General features: G+C 46.7%; 18 protein-coding genes. 8 read left to right on the top strand and 10 right to left on the bottom strand.

Going from position 1 to position 18,470, the window contains the following annotated elements:
* The first annotated feature begins 43 nt into the window (after positions 1 to 43).
* From R3D00_30215 to R3D00_30200, 4 genes are all read left to right on the top strand, one after another.
* A complete protein-coding gene (locus tag R3D00_30215) occupies positions 44 to 967 on the top strand; it encodes a hypothetical protein (GenBank protein MEZ4777490.1) in 924 nt (307 codons plus the stop codon).
* A 114-nt stretch (positions 968 to 1,081) separates the two neighbouring features.
* Positions 1,082 to 1,678: a superoxide dismutase gene (locus tag R3D00_30210; protein MEZ4777489.1), complete on the top strand. Its 597-nt coding sequence runs from the start codon at positions 1,082 to 1,084 to the stop codon at positions 1,676 to 1,678.
* Positions 1,679 to 1,801: 123 nt separating this feature from the next.
* Entirely contained in the window at positions 1,802 to 2,497 is a 696-nt protein-coding gene (locus tag R3D00_30205; GenBank protein ID MEZ4777488.1) for an SDR family oxidoreductase, read from the top strand.
* Positions 2,498 to 2,522: 25 nt separating this feature from the next.
* A complete protein-coding gene (locus R3D00_30200; protein ID MEZ4777487.1) occupies positions 2,523 to 3,164 on the top strand; it encodes a flavin reductase in 642 nt (213 codons plus the stop codon).
* Between the two features lie 26 nt (positions 3,165 to 3,190).
* Here R3D00_30200 and R3D00_30195 read toward each other — a convergent pair whose 3' ends face one another.
* Entirely contained in the window at positions 3,191 to 3,628 is a 438-nt protein-coding gene (locus tag R3D00_30195; protein MEZ4777486.1) for a hypothetical protein, read from the bottom strand.
* Positions 3,629 to 3,659: 31 nt separating this feature from the next.
* Positions 3,660 to 4,382 carry a transglycosylase SLT domain-containing protein gene (locus R3D00_30190; protein ID MEZ4777485.1) on the bottom strand — a complete coding sequence of 241 codons (723 nt, stop codon included), beginning with the start codon at positions 4,380 to 4,382 and terminating at the stop codon, positions 3,660 to 3,662.
* Positions 4,383 to 4,620: 238 nt separating this feature from the next.
* On the opposite strand from R3D00_30190, the gene R3D00_30185 reads away from it, so the two are divergent.
* The 3 genes from R3D00_30185 (at position 4,621) to R3D00_30175 (ending at position 9,779) form a co-directional block, all read left to right on the top strand.
* The gene (locus tag R3D00_30185) at positions 4,621 to 5,073 is read left to right on the top strand and encodes a hypothetical protein (GenBank protein MEZ4777484.1); all 453 of its coding nucleotides are present in this window, start codon (positions 4,621 to 4,623) and stop codon (positions 5,071 to 5,073) included.
* Between the two features lie 440 nt (positions 5,074 to 5,513).
* On the top strand, positions 5,514 to 5,723 hold the full coding sequence (locus R3D00_30180) for a hypothetical protein (GenBank protein ID MEZ4777483.1): 210 nt from the start codon (positions 5,514 to 5,516) through the stop codon (positions 5,721 to 5,723).
* Positions 5,724 to 5,729: 6 nt separating this feature from the next.
* Positions 5,730 to 9,779, top strand: coding sequence for a tetratricopeptide repeat protein (locus R3D00_30175; GenBank protein ID MEZ4777482.1), 4,050 nt, complete (start codon positions 5,730 to 5,732; stop codon positions 9,777 to 9,779).
* 417 nt (positions 9,780 to 10,196) lie between these two features.
* On the opposite strand, the gene R3D00_30170 is transcribed toward R3D00_30175, so the two are convergent.
* From R3D00_30170 to R3D00_30145, 6 genes are all read right to left on the bottom strand, one after another.
* Positions 10,197 to 10,988 carry a (Fe-S)-binding protein gene (locus R3D00_30170; protein ID MEZ4777481.1) on the bottom strand — a complete coding sequence of 264 codons (792 nt, stop codon included), beginning with the start codon at positions 10,986 to 10,988 and terminating at the stop codon, positions 10,197 to 10,199.
* Between the two features lie 18 nt (positions 10,989 to 11,006).
* On the bottom strand, positions 11,007 to 12,365 hold the full coding sequence (locus R3D00_30165; protein MEZ4777480.1) for a (Fe-S)-binding protein: 1,359 nt from the start codon (positions 12,363 to 12,365) through the stop codon (positions 11,007 to 11,009).
* Between the two features lie 103 nt (positions 12,366 to 12,468).
* A complete protein-coding gene (locus R3D00_30160) occupies positions 12,469 to 13,347 on the bottom strand; it encodes a class I SAM-dependent methyltransferase (GenBank protein ID MEZ4777479.1) in 879 nt (292 codons plus the stop codon).
* Positions 13,348 to 13,352: 5 nt separating this feature from the next.
* Positions 13,353 to 14,657 (bottom strand): hypothetical protein, encoded by a 1,305-nt coding sequence (locus R3D00_30155; protein MEZ4777478.1) that lies wholly within the window; start codon positions 14,655 to 14,657, stop codon positions 13,353 to 13,355.
* Complete coding sequence (locus R3D00_30150) at positions 14,654 to 15,406, bottom strand: type III pantothenate kinase (GenBank protein MEZ4777477.1); 753 nt, start codon at positions 15,404 to 15,406, stop codon at positions 14,654 to 14,656. The genes R3D00_30155 and R3D00_30150 overlap by 4 nt, the downstream gene beginning before the upstream one ends.
* A 14-nt stretch (positions 15,407 to 15,420) precedes the next feature.
* Positions 15,421 to 16,176 (bottom strand): biotin--[acetyl-CoA-carboxylase] ligase, encoded by a 756-nt coding sequence (locus tag R3D00_30145; GenBank protein MEZ4777476.1) that lies wholly within the window; start codon positions 16,174 to 16,176, stop codon positions 15,421 to 15,423.
* Between the two features lie 74 nt (positions 16,177 to 16,250).
* On the opposite strand from R3D00_30145, the gene rsfS reads away from it, so the two are divergent.
* Positions 16,251 to 16,610 carry a ribosome silencing factor gene (gene rsfS / locus R3D00_30140; GenBank protein MEZ4777475.1) on the top strand — a complete coding sequence of 120 codons (360 nt, stop codon included), beginning with the start codon at positions 16,251 to 16,253 and terminating at the stop codon, positions 16,608 to 16,610.
* Positions 16,611 to 16,620: 10 nt separating this feature from the next.
* On the opposite strand, the gene R3D00_30135 is transcribed toward rsfS, so the two are convergent.
* Both R3D00_30135 and R3D00_30130 read right to left on the bottom strand, forming a co-directional pair.
* Entirely contained in the window at positions 16,621 to 17,178 is a 558-nt protein-coding gene (locus tag R3D00_30135; GenBank protein MEZ4777474.1) for a leucine-rich repeat domain-containing protein, read from the bottom strand.
* 714 nt (positions 17,179 to 17,892) lie between these two features.
* Entirely contained in the window at positions 17,893 to 18,447 is a 555-nt protein-coding gene (locus tag R3D00_30130; GenBank protein ID MEZ4777473.1) for a hypothetical protein, read from the bottom strand.
* Positions 18,448 to 18,470 lie beyond the last annotated feature (23 nt).

The following is an 18,470-nucleotide window of genomic DNA, read 5'->3' as shown; positions in this document are numbered from 1 at the left end:
CCGGAAAATTCGTTATATTGAGGTGAAACAACCATTGCAGAAAATGAATTACCTCAAAATATCCCTGTACTTGCTGTTAAGCGCAGGTTTAAGCTGGGCAGGGCTGATTGTTGCCGATTTTTTCAGCGACCCGGAATCTTTAGTATCTCCGATATTGAGTCTTCTCGCTTATAGCTGGGGCCCTGCACTGGCCGTACTGGTCATGCAGAAACTCATCTATCGGGATTCCATGGCCCGCTATGGCTGGAACCGCAAACATTATAGCCTGAAGTGGATTCTGACAACGCTTTTTCTTCCGGTAGCGGTAGTCATAGGTTCCGTTGCAGTGGTATTCCTTTTGGGGAATGTAATGCATATTCCCGGCTTTGGTAAAGTGTCTCCCGGCAATCCGGAGTTTGGTCAAATGATATTTGACAAAATTTCACCCTGGCTGGGGCAAACTTTTCTGCATATCTATATGCCATCCAGCATGATCTACCTGTTTCTGGGGCTTACTGTATTAGGGATCATTGCGGGAGCTACTTTTAATCTCCTGTTTAATGTAGGAGAAGAAGTCGGCTGGCGGGGATTTATGCTCATCGAAACGCGAAGCCTGGGTTTTCTGGGCAGCAACCTGATTGTCGGAGGATTCTGGGGCTTGTGGTCTGCCCCTTATTTTCTTTACAATTACCCTGAGCCTACGGCTGATCTTTTGTGGTTTCTTTTTGCCAATGTCGGTTATTGTGTAGCGATTTCATTCCCCCTCGCCTACTTTGCCCTTAAGGCGCGGAGCATTTACGCCTCCGCAACCTTTACCGGTATTATCAATAATCTGGCGATTCTTTCCGCGCTGTTTGTGGTCGATGGCGATCCGTTGCTGAGCAGCACAAAAGGTTTTGCCGGTATGATGGTTTTCCTGGTCATCACCTTTTTTATCATTCGCTATGATGAAAAATTTGTGGAGGAATATCCGCAATTATTTTATTGATCACTGGACTTTCCGCTGCGGTTTCACCTAAACTGTGTCTCTAAAATTTATTAACTTTGCAAACTATTGGACTCATTGCTGAGTTAATCACCCAAGTTAACAAATCAAAATATTATGGCTTTTACACTTCCCAATCTTCCGTATGCGCACAATGCGCTGGAACCACATATCGATGCCAAAACCATGGAAATTCACCATGGAAAACATCACGCAGGTTATACAAACAATCTGAACGCTGCCATTCAAGGTACAGATCTGGAAAATAAATCTATCGAAGCGCTCATCGCTTCTCCGGCAAATGCGGCAATACGCAACAATGGCGGTGGATTCTACAATCATAGTCTCTTCTGGGAAACCATGAGCCCCAACGGCGGAGGCGTACCTTCCGGCGCACTCGCTGCTGCTATTGACGCGGCTTTTGGTTCTTTCGAAGGATTTAAAGATGCTTTCTCCAAAGCAGCGGCTACCCGCTTCGGTTCCGGATGGGCATGGCTGATCAAAAAAGCAGATGGCTCACTGGCTGTTACTTCAACCCCCAATCAGGATAACCCTCTGATGGATGTAGCCGAACAAAAAGGTACGCCGATTCTCGGACTGGATGTATGGGAACATGCCTACTACCTCAATTATCAAAACCGTCGTCCTGATTATATTTCCGCTTTCTTCAATGTTATCAACTGGGAGAAAGTTTCGGAACTGTACGCGGGTTAACCGGTGTGTTTTGTCCTTTTGACATTCATACTGAAAATACAAGGCTCCTCATAGGGGCCTTTTTTATTTTTCCGGGATTGGGATTACGCAGAACAAATATCCGGCTTGCGGGTTAGGATGTACATGAAAAATTATTTGGTCGTAGGTGGTAGTTCGGGAATCGGACTGGCTATCGTTCAACAGCTGGCAGTGTCGGGAAATCAAATCCTTGTACTGAGTCGTGAACCCCGCGAAACAGCTTCTATTGCTGGGGTAAGCCATTATTCAGTCGATATCGGGCAAGATACCCCTGCTTTTCCCAATATCGATATCCCGCTGGACGGACTGGTGTATTGTCCGGGAACCATTAACCTGAAACCTTTTTCCTCACTGAAGGACGTTGATTTCCTGAATGACTACCAGATCAATGTTTTGGGTGCGGTAAAAACGCTTCGAAAATACCTGCCAAATCTGAAGGCCGCGGGCGCCCCCTCTGTTGTCTTATTCAGTACCGTTGCCGCCAGCACCGGAATGGCTTTTCACGCCTCTGTTGCCTCTGCGAAAGGTGCGGTGGAGGGGCTGGTAAGATCGCTGGCCGCAGAGTGGGCACCTGATATTCGCATTAATGCTATCGCACCTTCCCTTACCAATACCCCGCTCGCTGCAAGATTGCTGGCCAACGAAGCCCGTGTCCAGCAAGCTACAGAACGAAATCCGCTGCGCAAAATCGGACAGCCGGAAGACATCTCAGGCATGGCAGCCTTCCTTCTTTCCGAATCCAGCCGCTGGATTACCGGACAAGTATTTCATATTGACGGAGGAATGGGGGTGTTGAAATAGATAAGGATTGTGTAAATTGAAAATCATGGAAAAAATTATTACCAACGAGGAAATTATGGCGATGGAGAAGCAGTTCCGGACAGAACTGATCAACTCGCTCCCCGGCTTTAAAAGTGCCACGCTTATCGGCACTGTCAACGGCCACGGGCAGACCAATCTTGCCGTATTCAGTTCCTTTATTCATATCGGTTCCAATCCCCCATTGTTTGGCTTTATTACCCGGCCGGTGTCTGTGCCGCGGCATACCTATCTCAACATTAAAGCTACCGGCTACTTCACCGCAAACCATATTCACGCAGATATCTACCAGGCCGCACACCAGACTTCTGCCCGGTATCCGGAAGATGTCTCCGAATTCGATGCTACCGGACTTACCGTTGAGTTTTCGCCACAATTTCCCGCGCCTTTTGTGAAAGAAAGCAGGATCAAGCTGGGGCTCGAGTTTGTGGAAGAACATCCGATTGAAATCAACGGCACAATCCTCGTCATCGGAAAACTTGTTGAGGCGCGTTTTCCGGAGGAAATTCTGGGCGGAGATGGCCTTTTGCACATTGAAAAAGCCCAATCACTCGCTATCAGCGGGCTGGATGTGTACCATAACCCCCAAAAACTTGGGCGGCTTAGTTATGCAAAAACTGACAGACCTGTAAAAGTCAGAGAGGATTAAAATACCTTCACCCGTCAGCCTTTAGGCTAATGGTGAATCAATAGTCCAAAACAAATAATAGTTTTCACGGACCAGCCGATTGTCCTGATCCAGTTGGTGCGGACCAGTTTGTAATAACTGCTTTCGTCAAACCGGCGGCTTAGCCTGTTATGCTGCGGAACCTGTAGCAGAAATGTGGAAAGCCAGATAAGTAAAGTCAGGCCAATCAGCCAGCATGTCATTGCTAGTGAAACAAATTCCGGTCGGTAAAACCACAGCAGAACGGTGGTTCCCAACTCCGTAAGCATAATCGGGACGACTACCAGCCCGGTGCGAAAAGTATGTTTTTCTTCATAGTTTACAAAAGCTTCTGCGCCTACCTGATTAAAAAGCGGGTAATGGACAATTTGCACAAACCATATCAACCCCGTCATAAGGGTGGTGGTAAGTGTTGCGAGGAGAAACATAATTTCCGGAATATTCATTCGGGAAAATTAGCAAACTCCCCGCGATTTGTCAGCGCTCTTTTTCTGTCATGTAGGCTGTAGGAAACAGCCGCTTTAATCTTTTGTCAATATCGCTGATCGTGATTCTCCCATCTTTGTCTTCGTCCAGTCCGGAGTTTTGTTCATACGACTGGCTGGGTTTACCAAACAGGGTGTAACAAAAATCCTGTCCGATGGCTTTGGGATAAAGAATCCCAAGGTATAAATCCGTAAGGCTGCTGAAATCACCATAGCGGTCTCTGACATTCTGGAGGTAGAGAAATACATACTCCAGTTGTTGGAGAGAATTCATTCTCCGGAGCCTTTCAGAAGAAACATTCAGTTCGGTGGCTGTTCCGGGCATAAACTGAATCAGCCCTACGGCACCGCTGCCTTTGTAGTTGGCTACGGATGGGTCAAACTTCGACTCAGCGTACATGACAGCCATCAGCCATTCGGCAGGTATTTCAAGCATGTCGGAAATATCGCGGACTTTACGCTCAAAATTTTCCTCCTCCTCCACGAATAAGCGGGCTTTGTCCATCAGGTACAATTCTGCACCCGGCACAGTTACTGATTCCGGACTCACGGTAGTGTCAGGTTTTATCAGCCAATGGGTCAGGAGATTACTCCCCAGGACCAGGGTCAACACAAGGATCAGGTTCCTGAAATTCCGCGGCAGGTTTTGCGGCAGGGGTAACATCAGATACCGCTTCTCCTTACCGGTTGAAGGGTATTTTCCCGTACTTCTCATCTCTGTCCGATTTAATTAGACTTGTAAAAACTAAATATGCGTTTGTAACGCCAAATAAGCTAAAAATATTAGCAATAACAAAGCCAAAAATCTAATTTTTTTAGAAAAATATTTAAACCGCGCCGAAGATCCCGGTGGTTGAGGCTCTTGAAACCACTGGAGCCTTCAAAACCGTCTGGAGGCATAATTTATATTACAGGCTCTCGGATAATTTGCGTTTTTGTGTTAATTTGTATATATGGATAACAACCCCACACCCGAAACCCAACCTGAATCCCCGATTCCGGGCAGATTCGCCTCGCCGGAGAAAAAAAACTGGCGCGAGTACCTCCTCAAAACCCGGCAGGAGGAACCTGTGCGTCTCGAAGAAGCCGCCAAATTTCTGGCGGGCATGATTTCCATCTCGCTTTCGATATTTCTCGATATCAACGAAACGGCCTTTGCCGGGAAAATGTATTTCGGTTGGGTGGCTACGGGCATTGGTTTGTGGCTGTTTTCGCTACTGTCGGCATTTCTGGTGCTGTTTCCGTGGAATTACCGCTACAGTGATGATTCCATCGCCACCGTCGAAGCCATGCACGACCGGGTTGTACGCACCAAGCGCAGTTTTCTGATTGCCGCGACGATGTTGTTTACCGCCGCATTGGTGATTTTGTCCGTGGTGTATGTGTTGAAAATCAGGGCGGTTTAAATCGAAGATTTAATTGTGGTTATCTGTGAAAGGCAAAATGATCTAACATGCGATTCCTCCGGAATCGGTTCTTAACATATGATATGCCTCTGGCTACAAACATTCGATCCCTCCGGGATCGCGGGCTTCGCCCGGTTGCGTTGATTCCGGCGTAGCTGGTGATCCCGGAGGGATCAAATGTTTGTAGAAAAAACAGAGATAGGGCAAAGCCCATGATTCCGGAGGAATCACATGTTTGTAGAAAAAAGTATAACAGGGCAAAGCCCCTGATCCCGGAGGGATCAAATGTTTGTAGAAAAAAGTATAACAGGGCAAAGCCCTGATCCCGGAGGGATCAAATGTTTGTAGAAAAAAGCTTAACAGGGCAAAGCCCATGATTCCGGAGGAATCACATGTTCATCGAAAACCTTATTTCACATAACATTAATACAAAAACACATATGCCCAAATCCACAACAAAAACCTATACCGTAACCTGCCCCTGCGATCAGAAACATACCTACGATATCGGGGTGGAGGTCAAAGATCAGCCCCAAACAGGCGGCGGAAAATCCTTCACCGTCGAAAAATACTGCCCATTTTGCGACAGATACGTCGAATTTACCATCCCCGACGAACCCTTCAACAGCGATACAATTACCCGCGAATAAGCCCCCATGACACATAGCCAGATTTTTCCACCTTCCGACGATAGACTCTCCGACCTTGCAACCCGCTACCTTAGCCTGCTCAACCAGGCCAAAAACCAGGGCCTGCCGCCTTCGGCGCTCACCCCCATCGGTGAGGCCCTTCGCGCCTGGCTGGAAAACCAGCCTGAATCGGCCGCATGTCTTGCGGCCGCTGCGCAGAACTCCGAACACCGCACCCTCCTGCTTCGCTCCGACAACCCGGAGTGGCTCAACCTGCCTTGGCGGCTGGGGGTCGCAGAGTTTCCCCATCTGTTTCTGGTCAAGGGAAATGCAACAGCGGAGACCTTGCCCGATTATTTTCCCTCTATCGCTCTTCCGCTCAAAATCCTGGTGATGATCGCCTCCCCGGAAGACTCTGAGTGGGACCGGCGACTCAATTACGAACAGGAGGAAGACCAGATCATCAACGCGTTTGCCCCGCTGCTGGAGACCGGGCAGGTGAAAATCGAGTTTACCGAAGATGGTTCGCTGGATGCCCTTCGCGAAAAACTCCGCGAAAACGCCTGGCATATCCTGCATTTCAGCGGACATGGGGCCTTCCACAAGGGCATTGGCTGGCTCGAACTCGAAACCCCGGGCACGATGGAGCGGGTGGCTGTAAAAGCTGCTGATTTTGCTGCCGTGCTCAACGCCAAACCTGAACATAAACCGCCGCTGTTGGTGTTGTCTTCCTGCCAGACAGCGCAGGGAGGGGCAGATGCAACACAGACGGGCGTGGCAACTGCTTTGTTGCAGGCGGGAGTTCCTGCGGTTATCGCTATGAGTGAAAGCATCCGCGATGACTATGCCACTGCCTTTGCGGCCAGGCTGTATCAGGAACTGGGAACCAAAGAACCCCTTCACCGCGCCTTCCGCACGGCGGCGGAGTCTGTCCGTGAGCGTGAATTTGAAGAAACCAAAGGAATCCGCGCCCCTTACCATTGGCTGATGCCGCAACTACTGATGTCAAAGAAGGTGACTCAACTGGCAGACTGGTCGGCAGCGGCACAGGAAATCCGCTATGCGGGGGTGAAATTTACCACCGGTGAGGCACAAATCCTGCTGACCCATGAAAAGGGGTATCAGTTTGTCGGGCGACGGAAGGAGCGGGCGCGCCTGCTGAAGGCCCTTCGCCAGAAGCAACCCGTGCTGATTCGCGGGATGGGAGGAGTCGGGAAAACCGCCCTTTCCGAACATCTCGTGCAGCGACTACTGGCAGCAGAACCACAGGTAGAACCATTTTTTTTCAACGAAACCAGCCTCAGCCTTCCGGCACTGGTGGAGGCGCTGAAAGCGTATTTCCTGCGGAAGAAAAAATTTACCGTCCAGACCCGCTTGAAGGATATCGAAAAAGTCGTGGATCAGGTCTGGGTATTGCTGGAAGAACTGGAAAACCTGCGGATAAAACCCGTTTTTATATTTGACAACCTCGAAGACTTTCAGCAGGGGCCGGGACAACCCTTCAAACCCGAATATGAAGAACTGGAAGAAGTCATACAGACCCTTGCCCAAGCGGAGTATTACCTGATTTTTACCAGCCGCTACCCCTTGTCGGGACTGGATCACCTTCACGATGAAAGCCTGAATCAGGCAGGGAAAAATGACTTCTGGAAAAAATCGCTGCAAACACAATTGTATCAGCGGTATATGCAGTTGTCGGTGGAGCAGTTACAGGATTTTTCAGGAAAAAACAAAGTAAAAACCGCCTATATAAGCTACCGGGGTTTTATCGAAGACTTATATACCCTGATGGGGGGCAACTACCGACTGCTCGAATACTTCGACGGCATCCTTGCAGAGCGACCCGAAAAACTACCGGAAGCCCTCAAAGGACTGGCCGGGCTGGGAGGCGAGATTGTGGCGGCGCAGGAAAAGATGGCCAGTGGCGAGCGCGGCAACCGGCTGATACTTGGTGAACTGCTTGACCTGCTGACCGAAGGAGAGCGGACGGTATTGCACCTGCTGGCCCCTTATCGCATACCTGTAACAGAAATGGCGGTACGGTTGCAGAAACCCGACCAGTCATGGGAACCCGTATTGCAAACCCTGTCGCGGATGACCCTGGCAGAGCGGCACGAGGATCCTGCCGGTCGGGTTTACTGGTATGTGGTTCCCCTGCTCAAAGACCACCTGCGGGAAAACGGGCAAACCGCCTATCCCTTCTCAGACGAAGCTGCAGGGCGATATTACCGGTATGCCGCCGAAAACCATACACAGAGCAGGTTGGAGCACCAGGAAGAAGCCTTTTACCACTATTGTCTGGCGGGAAATATAGAGGAAGTGGCAAGGCTGGGAGATGTGCTTTCCCGCGTGTATCGGGATGCTTCCCTTTACCGGCAGGCCTTGGTGTATGCAGAGACTGCTGCGCAGATGGCGGGAGACATTATCAGCACAGGATTGCGCAACCGGCTGGGGGAATTATTTTATTATACAGGAGATTATGATAATGCTCTGAAATACTGGGAAGAAATTCTTGAATACTGTAGAGGGATTAGTGATATGAAATCTGAAGGCCAGTTATTAAATAGTATTAGCCAAATATATTTCGCAAGAAGTGACTATGAGAAAGCACTTTCTTACCTTAATTTAAGCTTGATGCTTAGCCTTGAGACCGGAGATAAGTTGAATGAAAGTATGGTTTTGGGAAATATTAGCCAAATATATGATGCAAGGGGTGATTACGAAAAAGCACTTTCTTATCTGGAACAGAGTCTAGAAATTAATCGTGAAATTGGAAGTATATCAGGAGAAGCGAAAACATTGGGGAATATTGGTAATACTTATTATGCTCGGGGAGACTATAAAACATCTTTATTTTTTTTAGATCATTGCCTTAAAATTAGCCGAAAAATTGGCCACAAATTATTGGAAGGCAGATCATTGGGGAATATCGGCAAGATTCATGATGCCTTAGGTAATTATATAACTGCAATTGAGTATTTTGAACAAAGTCGGCAAATTCTGGAGAAGATAGGTGATAAATCTGGACTAGGAAAAGTATTAGGCAATATTGGCGGTATATATTATGATCAAAACGACTACAAAATGGCTTTACTTTATATGGAAAAAAGCATAGCCATTATGCAAGAAATTGGTGATAAGCTAAATGAGGGTACTTGTTTGAATAATATAGGTAATATCTATTTGAACCAAGGAAATTATGAAATAGCAGATCAATATCTGGAACAAGGGTTAAACTTGAGCCTTGAAATCGGAGATAAATCGGGTGAAAGTATATCTCTTATGAATCTCGCAACCATAAAGCATAAGATGGGGGACTATAAAAAGGCGCTTGTGTTTTTTATGCAGAGTTTGAATATTAGTAAAGAGATAGGCGATAAGCATAGTGAAGGTACAGTCCTCAATAGTATTAGTCAGATATATTTTGATCAAGGTGATTACGAAATAGCAATTAAATATCTTCAAGAAAGCCTCCAGATTAGACGTGAAATTGGAGACAAGTTAGGTGAAGGTTTAACTTTGGGTAATTTGGGAAGGTTGTTTTTCGTTCTGAATGAGGATGAAGTGGGACTTCAGTATATGAATGAGAGTCTTCTTATTCACAAAAAAATTGGAGCCAAACATGGTCAGGGAGCTGCTTTTGATCTAATTGCTCAGGTATATTCCAAACGTAAAGACTTTAAAACTGCTCTTCAGTATCTGGAAAAAAGCCTTCAGATCAACCGAGAAATAGGTGATTTAACAGGAGAAGCCACAACTTTAAACAACATTGGAGAAATATTATATACCCTCATTGATTACAAAAAAGCGAGCCAATACTTTGATCAAGCCTTACGTATTAATCGTCAAACGGGGTATAAATTAGGCTTAAGTGCAACTCTTAATAATATGGCTGTCATTATTTTGGAATATCAGAAAAAACCCGAAGAAGCACTTAAATTATTTCTTGAGGCTCATTCTACCATGCAAAAGATTGGTTCTCCTAATATAAAAGCTCCCGAAAAATATTTAAACCAAATCCGTACCCAAATCGGCGAAGCCCGCTTCCAGGAATTAATCGGGAAGATGGGGGGGTAGGTTGTAAGCCCAAAGTGCCTTTTTGTGTTTTTGCGAAACCTTATTGAAAACTTGGTAAAAGCGTTAATTCCTATTTTAGCGCGCAATGGCGCGCCCTTCGAAAAGGTAAAAAAGGGGGCACGTCATGTGCTATAATCCTGTCACCCCTTCGGGGTTTTGCCTACGGCCAGAAAAACGGATCGTAGATCCAACCCCGAAGGGGTGACAGGATTATAGCCAACCGGCGACCCCTCCCCATTTTTATTCAAAGGGCGCGTCTTCGCACGCATGATTGATTTCTGCCTGGTTTTCAAAACCTTAGAGAAGTTTGCGTGAACCTCCAGAAGACAAAAAACACTTGTATGCACGGCTAACCACACAATAAACCCCGCCTTCCGGCAGGGTTCGTTATATAGGGTCTCGGGGAGGTTAAAAATACTATTTTTTCAGCCCTTTTTCTATTAATTCTGCGATATCAAATACTTTGACGGAAGTTTCTTTCTCAAAATGTTTGACTCCGTCGTCCATCATGGTCATACAAAACGGACAGGCGCTGGCGATGATTTCCGCTCCGGTCTGAAGGGCTTCTTCTGCCCTTTCGACGTTTATTTCTTTATTTCCTTTTTCTGCTTCCTTAAACATCTGCCCGCCTCCGGCTCCACAGCAGAGTCCTTTGGAACGGCAGCGTTTCATTTCCACCAGCTCGGCATCAAGGGCTTCGAGCACCTGCCGCGGCGCTTCATATACGCCGTTGGCCCTGCCAAGGTAACATGAATCGTGATAGGTGATCTTCTTTCCGCGAAATTCTCCCCCGCCCTGTAACACTACTTTTCCTTCCTGTATCAATTGCTGCAAAAAGGTGGAATGGTGAATGACTTCATAGTTTCCTCCCAACGCCGGATATTCGTTTTTGAGGGTATTAAAACAATGGGGACAGGCCGTAATGATTTTTTTGACGTGGTACATATCCATCGTCGCAATGTTCTGCATGGCCTGCATCTGGAAGAGAAATTCATTTCCAGCTCTTTTGGCGGGGTCGCCGGTGCAGGTTTCTTCTGGTCCCAGCACAGCGTAGTCTATTTCCAGATGGGACAATATCCGGACAAAAGCCTGGGTTACCCGCTGATAACGGGCGTCATAAGATCCGGCACAACCTACCCAGAACAAATATTCGGGGGTTTTTCCTTCGGCGGCCTTATCAGCCATCAGGGGGATTGTGATATTTGTCATAAATGATAAGTTGGATGATTATACGCCTTCTGACCAGTTGAATCTGTCTGCGGCAGGAAATGCCCATGGTGCACCATTGTTTTCGATATTGGCCGACATTCCCGCCCATTCATCGGGCATTTTGGATTCTTCCATCACCAGATACCTGCGCATCTCGATAATCGGTGTAACAGGGTTGATATTCACCGGGCAGGCGTCCACACAGGCATTGCAGGTCGTGCAGGCTCTGAGTTCTTCTTCTGTGACGTAATGCCCCAGCAAGGTATGGGATGCAGCCTCTGCGGTTGCTTCTGTGCCTGTCAGTACCCCCTGTTCGTCGGGAGTGAGTTTGTATTTCTGCACTTCTTCCAGCCGGTCGCGGATGTCCATGATAACTTTCCGGGGTGAAAGTTTTTTTCCTGTCAGGTTTGCCGGGCATACGGAGGTACAACGCCCGCATTCGGTGCAGGTATAGGCGTCCATCAGGGTTTTCCAGGTGAGGTCGGTTACATCTCTGGCACCAAATCGGTGAGGCGGATTTTCGACGGTTGCGGGTGTATAGGAGGGATCCATGATGGCTTTGATTTCCTCCTGAATATTCTGCGGGGAGGAAAATTGCCCGGCGGGTTTGAGATCCGAATACCAGGTGTTGGGAAATGCCATGATGATATGGAAATGTTTGGAGATGGGAAGGTAAATCATAAATCCAAACACGACCATTAAATGGCCCCACCAGCCGATTCGTTCGAGGATATGCAGGGTGGTTTCGCTGGTGATATTGCCAAATAGTGCCGGCCCGAGCCAGCGGCTGACAGCAAAACCAAAACTTCCGGCTCCCTGTGCTCCGGCTGCATGTGTCGCTCCCAGGTTATATAAAACCTCGTCGGCGCCATTCATCGTGAAAATAAATATTATCAGCAGAATCTCCAGGTAGAGGATAATATTACCGTCGAGTTTGGGCCAGCCGGTCATCTCGTCTTTGTGAAACCGCGGTATCTTCAAAAGATTGCGCCTTGCGAGGAAAGTGACCGTGGCAACAAGCGCCAGGAGAGAAAGCACTTCGATAAAACTGATCAGGAATGTATAAAATCCTCCCAAAAATGAGCCAAACAAGCGGTGAGAACCGCTGAGTCCATCAGCAAAAATTTCGATGAGCTCAATCTGGGTGAGGAGAAATGCTGCGTAAATAAAAAAATGCAGAACTGCCGGCAACAGGCGCTGAAACATCTTTTGCTGGCCAAACGCTACCAGCAGCATTTTTTGAAAACGCTCGTTGCTGTTTCCCGAGCGATCGTCGGGCCTGCCGAGCAGAATATTTTTGCGGATCTGATTTACCTGCAACCCGAAAAAACCTAAGGCTCCGGCTGCGAGAAGTAAGAAGATAATCTGGCTGATCATAGTCCCTGGCTTTACACAAATTTAGTATGCAAGCATAACAAATGCCAGTAAATATTTATTTTTTTCTTTGGGAAAGATACCTGATCAGGAAAATATTTATGAATCAGGAATTGGAGAAGCGCACAAAAATTCCTGCCGGCAACTTTCTCCCGCTTCGCTCGCTGAGGTACAGCTCTCCGGTTTCGGGCGTTACTTTTTGAAGTTGTTTGGGGAAATGGGTTTTCACGAGGTTTTCGATCACGAGGGTGGAAAAACCGAGTGAGTAGCTGTTATAAACGAGGAAAAACTGTTTTTCGTCAAGAATGGCCGCCACACTTTCTGTCAGCTCGTTGATCATGTCTTCGAGTTTCCACTTTTCGCCTTTGGGGCCATGGCCATAGGCAGGCGGATCGAGGATGATGCCGTTGAAGGTATTTCCCCTGCGGGCCTCGCGTTTGGTGTATTTGAAGGCATCTTCAAGCAGCCAGCGGATATCATCGAGACCACTGGACTGCATATTGTGATTGGCCCAGTTGAGGACATTTTTTACGGAGTCGCAATGCGTTACATCTGCACCGGCAGCGCGCGCAGCGAGTGAAGCACCGCCGGTATAAGCAAAAAGATTGAGTACCCGGCAGTTGGGGATCGATCGGGCAGATTCGTAGATAAAGTCCCAGTTCACCGCTTGTTCCGGGAAAATGCCTACATGTTTGAAGGCTGTAAGCCCCAGCCGGAACTGAAGTTTCGCTTTTTTATAATTGTAGGAAACGTACCATTGATCGGGAATAGATTTCAGCTTTTCCCAGTTTCCGGAGTGGCTGCCTTCCTGTGCAAACCGGGCGTGGGCAATTTTTCGCCATTCGGCTTCTGCCATCGCCCGGCTCCAGACGGCCTGTGGCTCCGGGCGAATGAGAATATACTTCCCAAAGCGCTCAATTTTTTCGCCGTTTCCGCTATCGATCAGCTCGTAATCGGGGAATATCTCAGGAGTAAGTAGTTTCATGAAAATTAATCAACAACTCTCCGGATAAACCAACGATCATTCAGGCTGAATCCCAGCCGGATTCGGGCGTATAATTCTTCCAGCGGCTGAGAGTTGATCGAACCGCGGCGTCCGAGTTCCAGGCTCAGGTTAATTCGGGAAGTTGCCCGGCCCTGATTGAGGCGGGAGTTTCCTTTCAACCCTGAAGGCAGACCGATACCCATGGTAATGCCATAATCCTGAATGGGTTTGTTTTCCAGTTGGAGATACGTTTGTTGCCAGTAAGCGCCAAATCGATAGCTGACCCGGTTAAAATATTTCGCAGACTGGGGATTGGGAGAAAACTCGGTCCCGGCACCAACGCGGAGTTCGTTACCCAATGTCGTGACGTCGTCGAAGTATTGGAAATTTTTCCAGTTTCTGTACATCACATCGAGTCCGACAGACCAGTACCCGGGTTTATTAACCATAAATCCGACACCGATGCTGGAAGGAAGTGAAATGTTTCCTGTTTGAAATCCGCGGCTGGTAGTATCGAGTACCTGCCCATTGTCAAATTCAGTTACCCGGTCGCCTTTCAGGTTGAGGCTATAGTCAGTGGTGGCACCAAACCTGAAAAGAATATTATCCTTTTTGTTGATGGTGTCTTGATAAATAAGGCCAACTTGTGTGCTGAATCCTTTGAGATATACATCGCGGTTGGCGGATATCAGCTGGAAGTTGTCGACTACCGTAGAATCGGAATTGCGAAGCAAAACCAGCCAGTTGTAAGTAGTGTTGCCAAAAAGATACCGGGCATTCACGCCGATTCGGAGTTTTCTTTTCATGAGGCGAGCTGCAGCGCCAATGTAAGCCTGATTGATTCCACCGTTGGCGGAGTATTGGGTCTCCTGAATATAGGAGGAGTCGCCCAGCTGAACATTTTTCAGGTCAACGATTTTGTATCCGACTGCACTGAATGGGGCAAATCCCATCACCAATACAAGACTTTTATTGGAAGGAAATCCAAATCCTATATCGTGAAATCCCGCCGAAAACTGAGATTCCTTGGTTTGAGTAGATTTTAACCGGCTGAGCTGCCCGAAAGCAGAAATGTCGAATGTCGTAAAAACAAGATCACCGTAGGAAGCCGGATTTACCCTGTTGATGGAAAAATAGTTGTCGGAAGCTATGCCAATACCTCCCATACCGGCGTTGCGGGTAGTTGTACTGCTCAGAATATCGCCGATTCCGTAGCGGGAATAGGGGCTGAGTGTTAATTCCTGGGCATGGAGGGAACAAACCAGAAAGAGCTGGCAAATCCAAACAACTGCGAATCGTCTCCTGTTCATAAGGGTTTTTTGAAGGTCAGAATATGGTTTATCCCTTTAAGGGTTAGAAAAGTGTCTGCAAAATTGAGGTTTTTCAAATGATTTTCAAAGAGATGTAAATCTCCGCCCGTAATGAAGACGGAAAATGGGTCTCCAAAGGTTGCATGATAGCGGGTTATCGTGCCCGAAATTTCTTCCCGCATCCCGTTTATAACGCCAGATCTGATGGCGGTTTCAGTGCTGTTTCCAATGAGCGGCACATCTTCCCGGGGTTCTACGAGCGGCAACCTGGCTGTGAAAGTATGAAGCGATTTCAATCTCATATTTACGCCAGGGGCAATTCCACCGCCAAGATAAATATTATCTGCGGTAGCAAAATCATAAGTAATCGCTGTTCCGGCGTCTATTACGAGTACCGCACTTCCCGGCGCCAGGGTCTGAGCGCCGATTACAGCAACGATTCGGTCAATCCCCAGCGTTTCAGGTGTTGCATAATGATTGACGATCGGCAAGTGATCCATTACTTTTATCTGGCGAACGGTTGCAGGAAAAGTCAATTCCCCCCAGACAGTAAAACTGGCAATATCTGCCGGTTTATTTACACTGATCCAGCCACAATGCAAAATTTCGCATTGTTCTATTTCCCTGAGACAGGTAGAAATAGAGGTTTCCAGGTCTGTCGAAGGCACATTCCAGGTTTGGACCAATTCATTTTGCTGAAAAAGCCCAAGTTTAGTCCTTGTATTTCCAATATCAATTGCCAGTTCCAATGGTAAAGCTGGTTTCAGATCACAAATTCAATTTCCTTAAAGTCAAAATATTGCAGCTTTTCGCCGAATTGAACGGCGAGTTTTCCGCCGGGACTTACGCCTGCGATGGATGCTGTAATTTTTCGGTTTTGTATTTTCATTTCTACTGGCTCCTGGTAGCCGTACAAATGGCTAAAGTATGCCCGGTTGGCAGTCTCTGCACTACCATTACGAATGGCAAGGTACCACGATTCCAGGTCAAACAGCAATTGCTGGAGGACTTTTTCAAGATCAAGATCGTGTGGATGATATTTTCGCATGGAAACCGCCCGGTCTTCAATTTCCGGGGGGAAGATCAATTGATTGACATTCAGGCCAATACCGATGATGGTTGACCGGATTCCCATGCCTTCCAGTTGGTTTTCAATCAGGATTCCGGCCACTTTTTTCCGGTTCAGTAAAATATCGTTGGGCCATTTAATCCAGATGTCTTCCATGGGAAGAAATTTTGAGATCGCATCTCTGACCGCGAGGCTGGCGACCTTACTAAGCATAAAAACTTTGTCCGGGGTAAGAAATTCCGGATAAAAAATCACGCTGAAAGTTAAGTTTTGCCCGGGGCGTACAGACCATACATTGCCTTTTTGTCCTTTGCCCTGAGTTTGGTTGATTGTGGTAATAAGCGTACCTTCCGGAGGTTGAGAAGCCAGTAACGCGTATGCGTAGTTATTCGTAGAGGGTATTTCAGGAAGATCAATTCGATTTTTTCCTGTAAAAATTGTCTCAGGCATATCGCCAGGCTTTTTATTTTATGATTAAAGGCTTAAATTTAATTAAAAACTACAAACACGTATAATTCTACTGAATGACACAAGTTTTATTGGATGCGCGAGCACTTTCCGATGTAGCCGTAAAAGGCCTTCTGGAAATCAAGGGACAGGATATTGTGAAGATGGATCTGCGGAAAACAGATGGAGCGATTACCGATTATTTTGTGATTTGTACGGGTACCTCCGACCGGCATGTGCAGTCGCTCGCAGATTCTGCCATGAAATTTATGGCAAGGGTTGGTGAAAAACCTATCAGTAAAGAAGGCCTTCAACATGGAGAATGGGTACTGCTTGACTATGGAAACATTGTCATCCACATCTTTCTTCGGGATGTAAGATCTTTCTACAGGCTTGAAAACCTGTGGGGAGATGCAAAATCAGAGTGGATACGCTAAGCGATCCTTCTCAAAATAATATTTTGCAGCCTGGCGTCATTTCACGATAGGCGGAGATTTCTGCTCCGGGTATTGGGTTGAAAAATGCGCAAATAACTTCTACCCGGTTATTTCCTATAAATGGTACCACTGTGGCCAGGCCACATGCGTTGCAGTACAATTCCCGGAGGTTTTCCATCAGACTCAGATCGGGCAGACGGGAACACATTTCCTGTGGATAAGAAATATCGAGTACTTCCAACTGTGGCATTTGTTCCAGAACAGAAAGGTTGAGTTCACCACAAAAAGTAGCGTGTAACTCCTTCAGTTTGGGAAGATGAAGCAGTGGCGAAAGATCAGAAATCCTGGTTTCGCTTATATCCAGCGATTCAAGCTGTGTAAGTGCAGCTATTGGAGCAAGGTCGGTAATGGCAGAACGGCTACAATCGAGTTCTGTAAGTGTAAGCACAAATTCAATGTCTGCTTCGGAGAAGCAACCATTAAGTTCCAACTGATCTATAATCAGTTCCTGCCAATCATCGTCAAGGGCTTCCCACCAGTTTTGGAGGGTTATTAGCTTAGATACCATAATGACCCGTGCATTTAATCAGTGCATGAAATCAAATATAACGGGAGTGAAGCATTAATCTGAGTGATTGATATTCCAGATATTACATTGACCTTTATCACTTTTTTGCAACCTGAATATTTTGTTTTGGTCTGTATGGTTTTTTTGTGGTTTTGTGGCCAATATGTGTGTAGTGATTCAGAAAGGGAAATTTTTTTCTTCGAAACAGGATTTTTGCCTTATCCGGCAGAGATGAGGATTATCGCCTGAAAACGCATGTTAATTTCGGAGATTCATTGAGTACAGGCAGATGGAATCATAAAACAAGATAATTCAACGGTTGAATCAAATGGATTTCGGACTAAATGTATGGCAGGCAAAACGGGGTATTTTTTTGTGACGAGGAAGTGTTTTTCCCGATATACCTGACACGTATATCTGCGTTTTTTCCCGAAATCTAACATATCTGTTTTTATGCGTACATCAGTTATGGGGATTGTGATTGGTGGAAAAATATTTCCAAATTCGTGATAATCAAAGATTTATGAGCATACCCGCCGAATGTCGGGAAGGGAAATTGCGCAAATAGTCATAAATTATTTCGTAGGTAGCGGGAGGCAACCTCTTCGGCAGGGGGTATGGGATCTGTCAGATGAGGTTTGGCAATTCCCAATTCTGAAAACCAAAAAGCCGGCTGAGACTCAGCCGGCTTTTTGGTAGTTACCTATATGCTTCTTAATAAGCACCTTCCAGTTTCTCTTTTAGCTGCGTGATAGGCATGCTCAGCAAGTCGAAATCGGGATGTACATGTTTGAGGAGCATAAACTTCTCCGTGTACATTTCTGTTGCCCGCTGATTTTTTTCAACAAAACTCATGAGTTTATAGAAATAATCTTTCACAGATGGGTGCGATTTGTCCACGACAAGCGCTCTGATTTTGCCCAGTTCAAACTCTTTTTCCTTGGCAAAATAGGTTACCAGCAGGGGTTTCATGTGCATTTGCTCTTCCTCTTCAAAATTGCTGCTGATAAAAATGCGGATGAGTTCGTGGATATATACACGCTCTTCCGGGGCATCGAGGAAGTCTGAAATTTTTTCCCAGAAAAGAAAAGGGATATAAGCACCGCCAAACCGCTCTGCGGTCTGGACGAGAAACCGGTTGAAGGTATCTTTATTTTCACGTGCTTTCAGGTGAATCGGACGAAGCGCATCAATCAGGGCAGCTTTATCTTCTTCCCAATCGCCATAATACTTGTCTTCCAGTTGGTCTAATTCTTTAACGATATCCATTTAGATAATTTTTTATAAAAATA

Source organism: Bacteroidia bacterium, from assembly GCA_041391665.1.
GTDB lineage: Bacteria > Bacteroidota > Bacteroidia > J057 > J057 > JAGQVA01.
Note: the sequence above shows the minus strand (reverse complement) of the source record. Positions and strands in the feature narration are given on the sequence as shown.

Bases quoted from the DNA above. Each gene is read 5' to 3' on its own strand.
- R3D00_30175 (MEZ4777482.1), top strand. From the start codon at position 5,730: ATGACACATAGCCAGATTTTTCCACCTTCCGACGATAGACTCTCCGAC.
- R3D00_30130 (MEZ4777473.1), bottom strand. From the start codon at position 18,447: ATGGATATCGTTAAAGAATTAGACCAACTGGAAGACAAGTATTATGGC.
- R3D00_30165 (MEZ4777480.1), bottom strand. From the start codon at position 12,365: ATGATCAGCCAGATTATCTTCTTACTTCTCGCAGCCGGAGCCTTAGGT.
- R3D00_30205 (MEZ4777488.1), top strand. From the start codon at position 1,802: ATGAAAAATTATTTGGTCGTAGGTGGTAGTTCGGGAATCGGACTGGCT.
- R3D00_30215 (MEZ4777490.1), top strand. From the start codon at position 44: ATGAATTACCTCAAAATATCCCTGTACTTGCTGTTAAGCGCAGGTTTA.
- R3D00_30190 (MEZ4777485.1), bottom strand. From the start codon at position 4,382: ATGAGAAGTACGGGAAAATACCCTTCAACCGGTAAGGAGAAGCGGTAT.
- R3D00_30145 (MEZ4777476.1), bottom strand. From the start codon at position 16,176: ATGCCTGAGACAATTTTTACAGGAAAAAATCGAATTGATCTTCCTGAA.
- R3D00_30210 (MEZ4777489.1), top strand. From the start codon at position 1,082: ATGGCTTTTACACTTCCCAATCTTCCGTATGCGCACAATGCGCTGGAA.
- R3D00_30195 (MEZ4777486.1), bottom strand. From the start codon at position 3,628: ATGAATATTCCGGAAATTATGTTTCTCCTCGCAACACTTACCACCACC.
- R3D00_30180 (MEZ4777483.1), top strand. From the start codon at position 5,514: ATGCCCAAATCCACAACAAAAACCTATACCGTAACCTGCCCCTGCGAT.
- R3D00_30155 (MEZ4777478.1), bottom strand. From the start codon at position 14,657: ATGAACAGGAGACGATTCGCAGTTGTTTGGATTTGCCAGCTCTTTCTG.
- R3D00_30200 (MEZ4777487.1), top strand. From the start codon at position 2,523: ATGGAAAAAATTATTACCAACGAGGAAATTATGGCGATGGAGAAGCAG.
- R3D00_30160 (MEZ4777479.1), bottom strand. From the start codon at position 13,347: ATGAAACTACTTACTCCTGAGATATTCCCCGATTACGAGCTGATCGAT.
- R3D00_30135 (MEZ4777474.1), bottom strand. From the start codon at position 17,178: ATGGTATCTAAGCTAATAACCCTCCAAAACTGGTGGGAAGCCCTTGAC.
- rsfS (MEZ4777475.1), top strand. From the start codon at position 16,251: ATGACACAAGTTTTATTGGATGCGCGAGCACTTTCCGATGTAGCCGTA.
- R3D00_30170 (MEZ4777481.1), bottom strand. From the start codon at position 10,988: ATGACAAATATCACAATCCCCCTGATGGCTGATAAGGCCGCCGAAGGA.
- R3D00_30185 (MEZ4777484.1), top strand. From the start codon at position 4,621: ATGGATAACAACCCCACACCCGAAACCCAACCTGAATCCCCGATTCCG.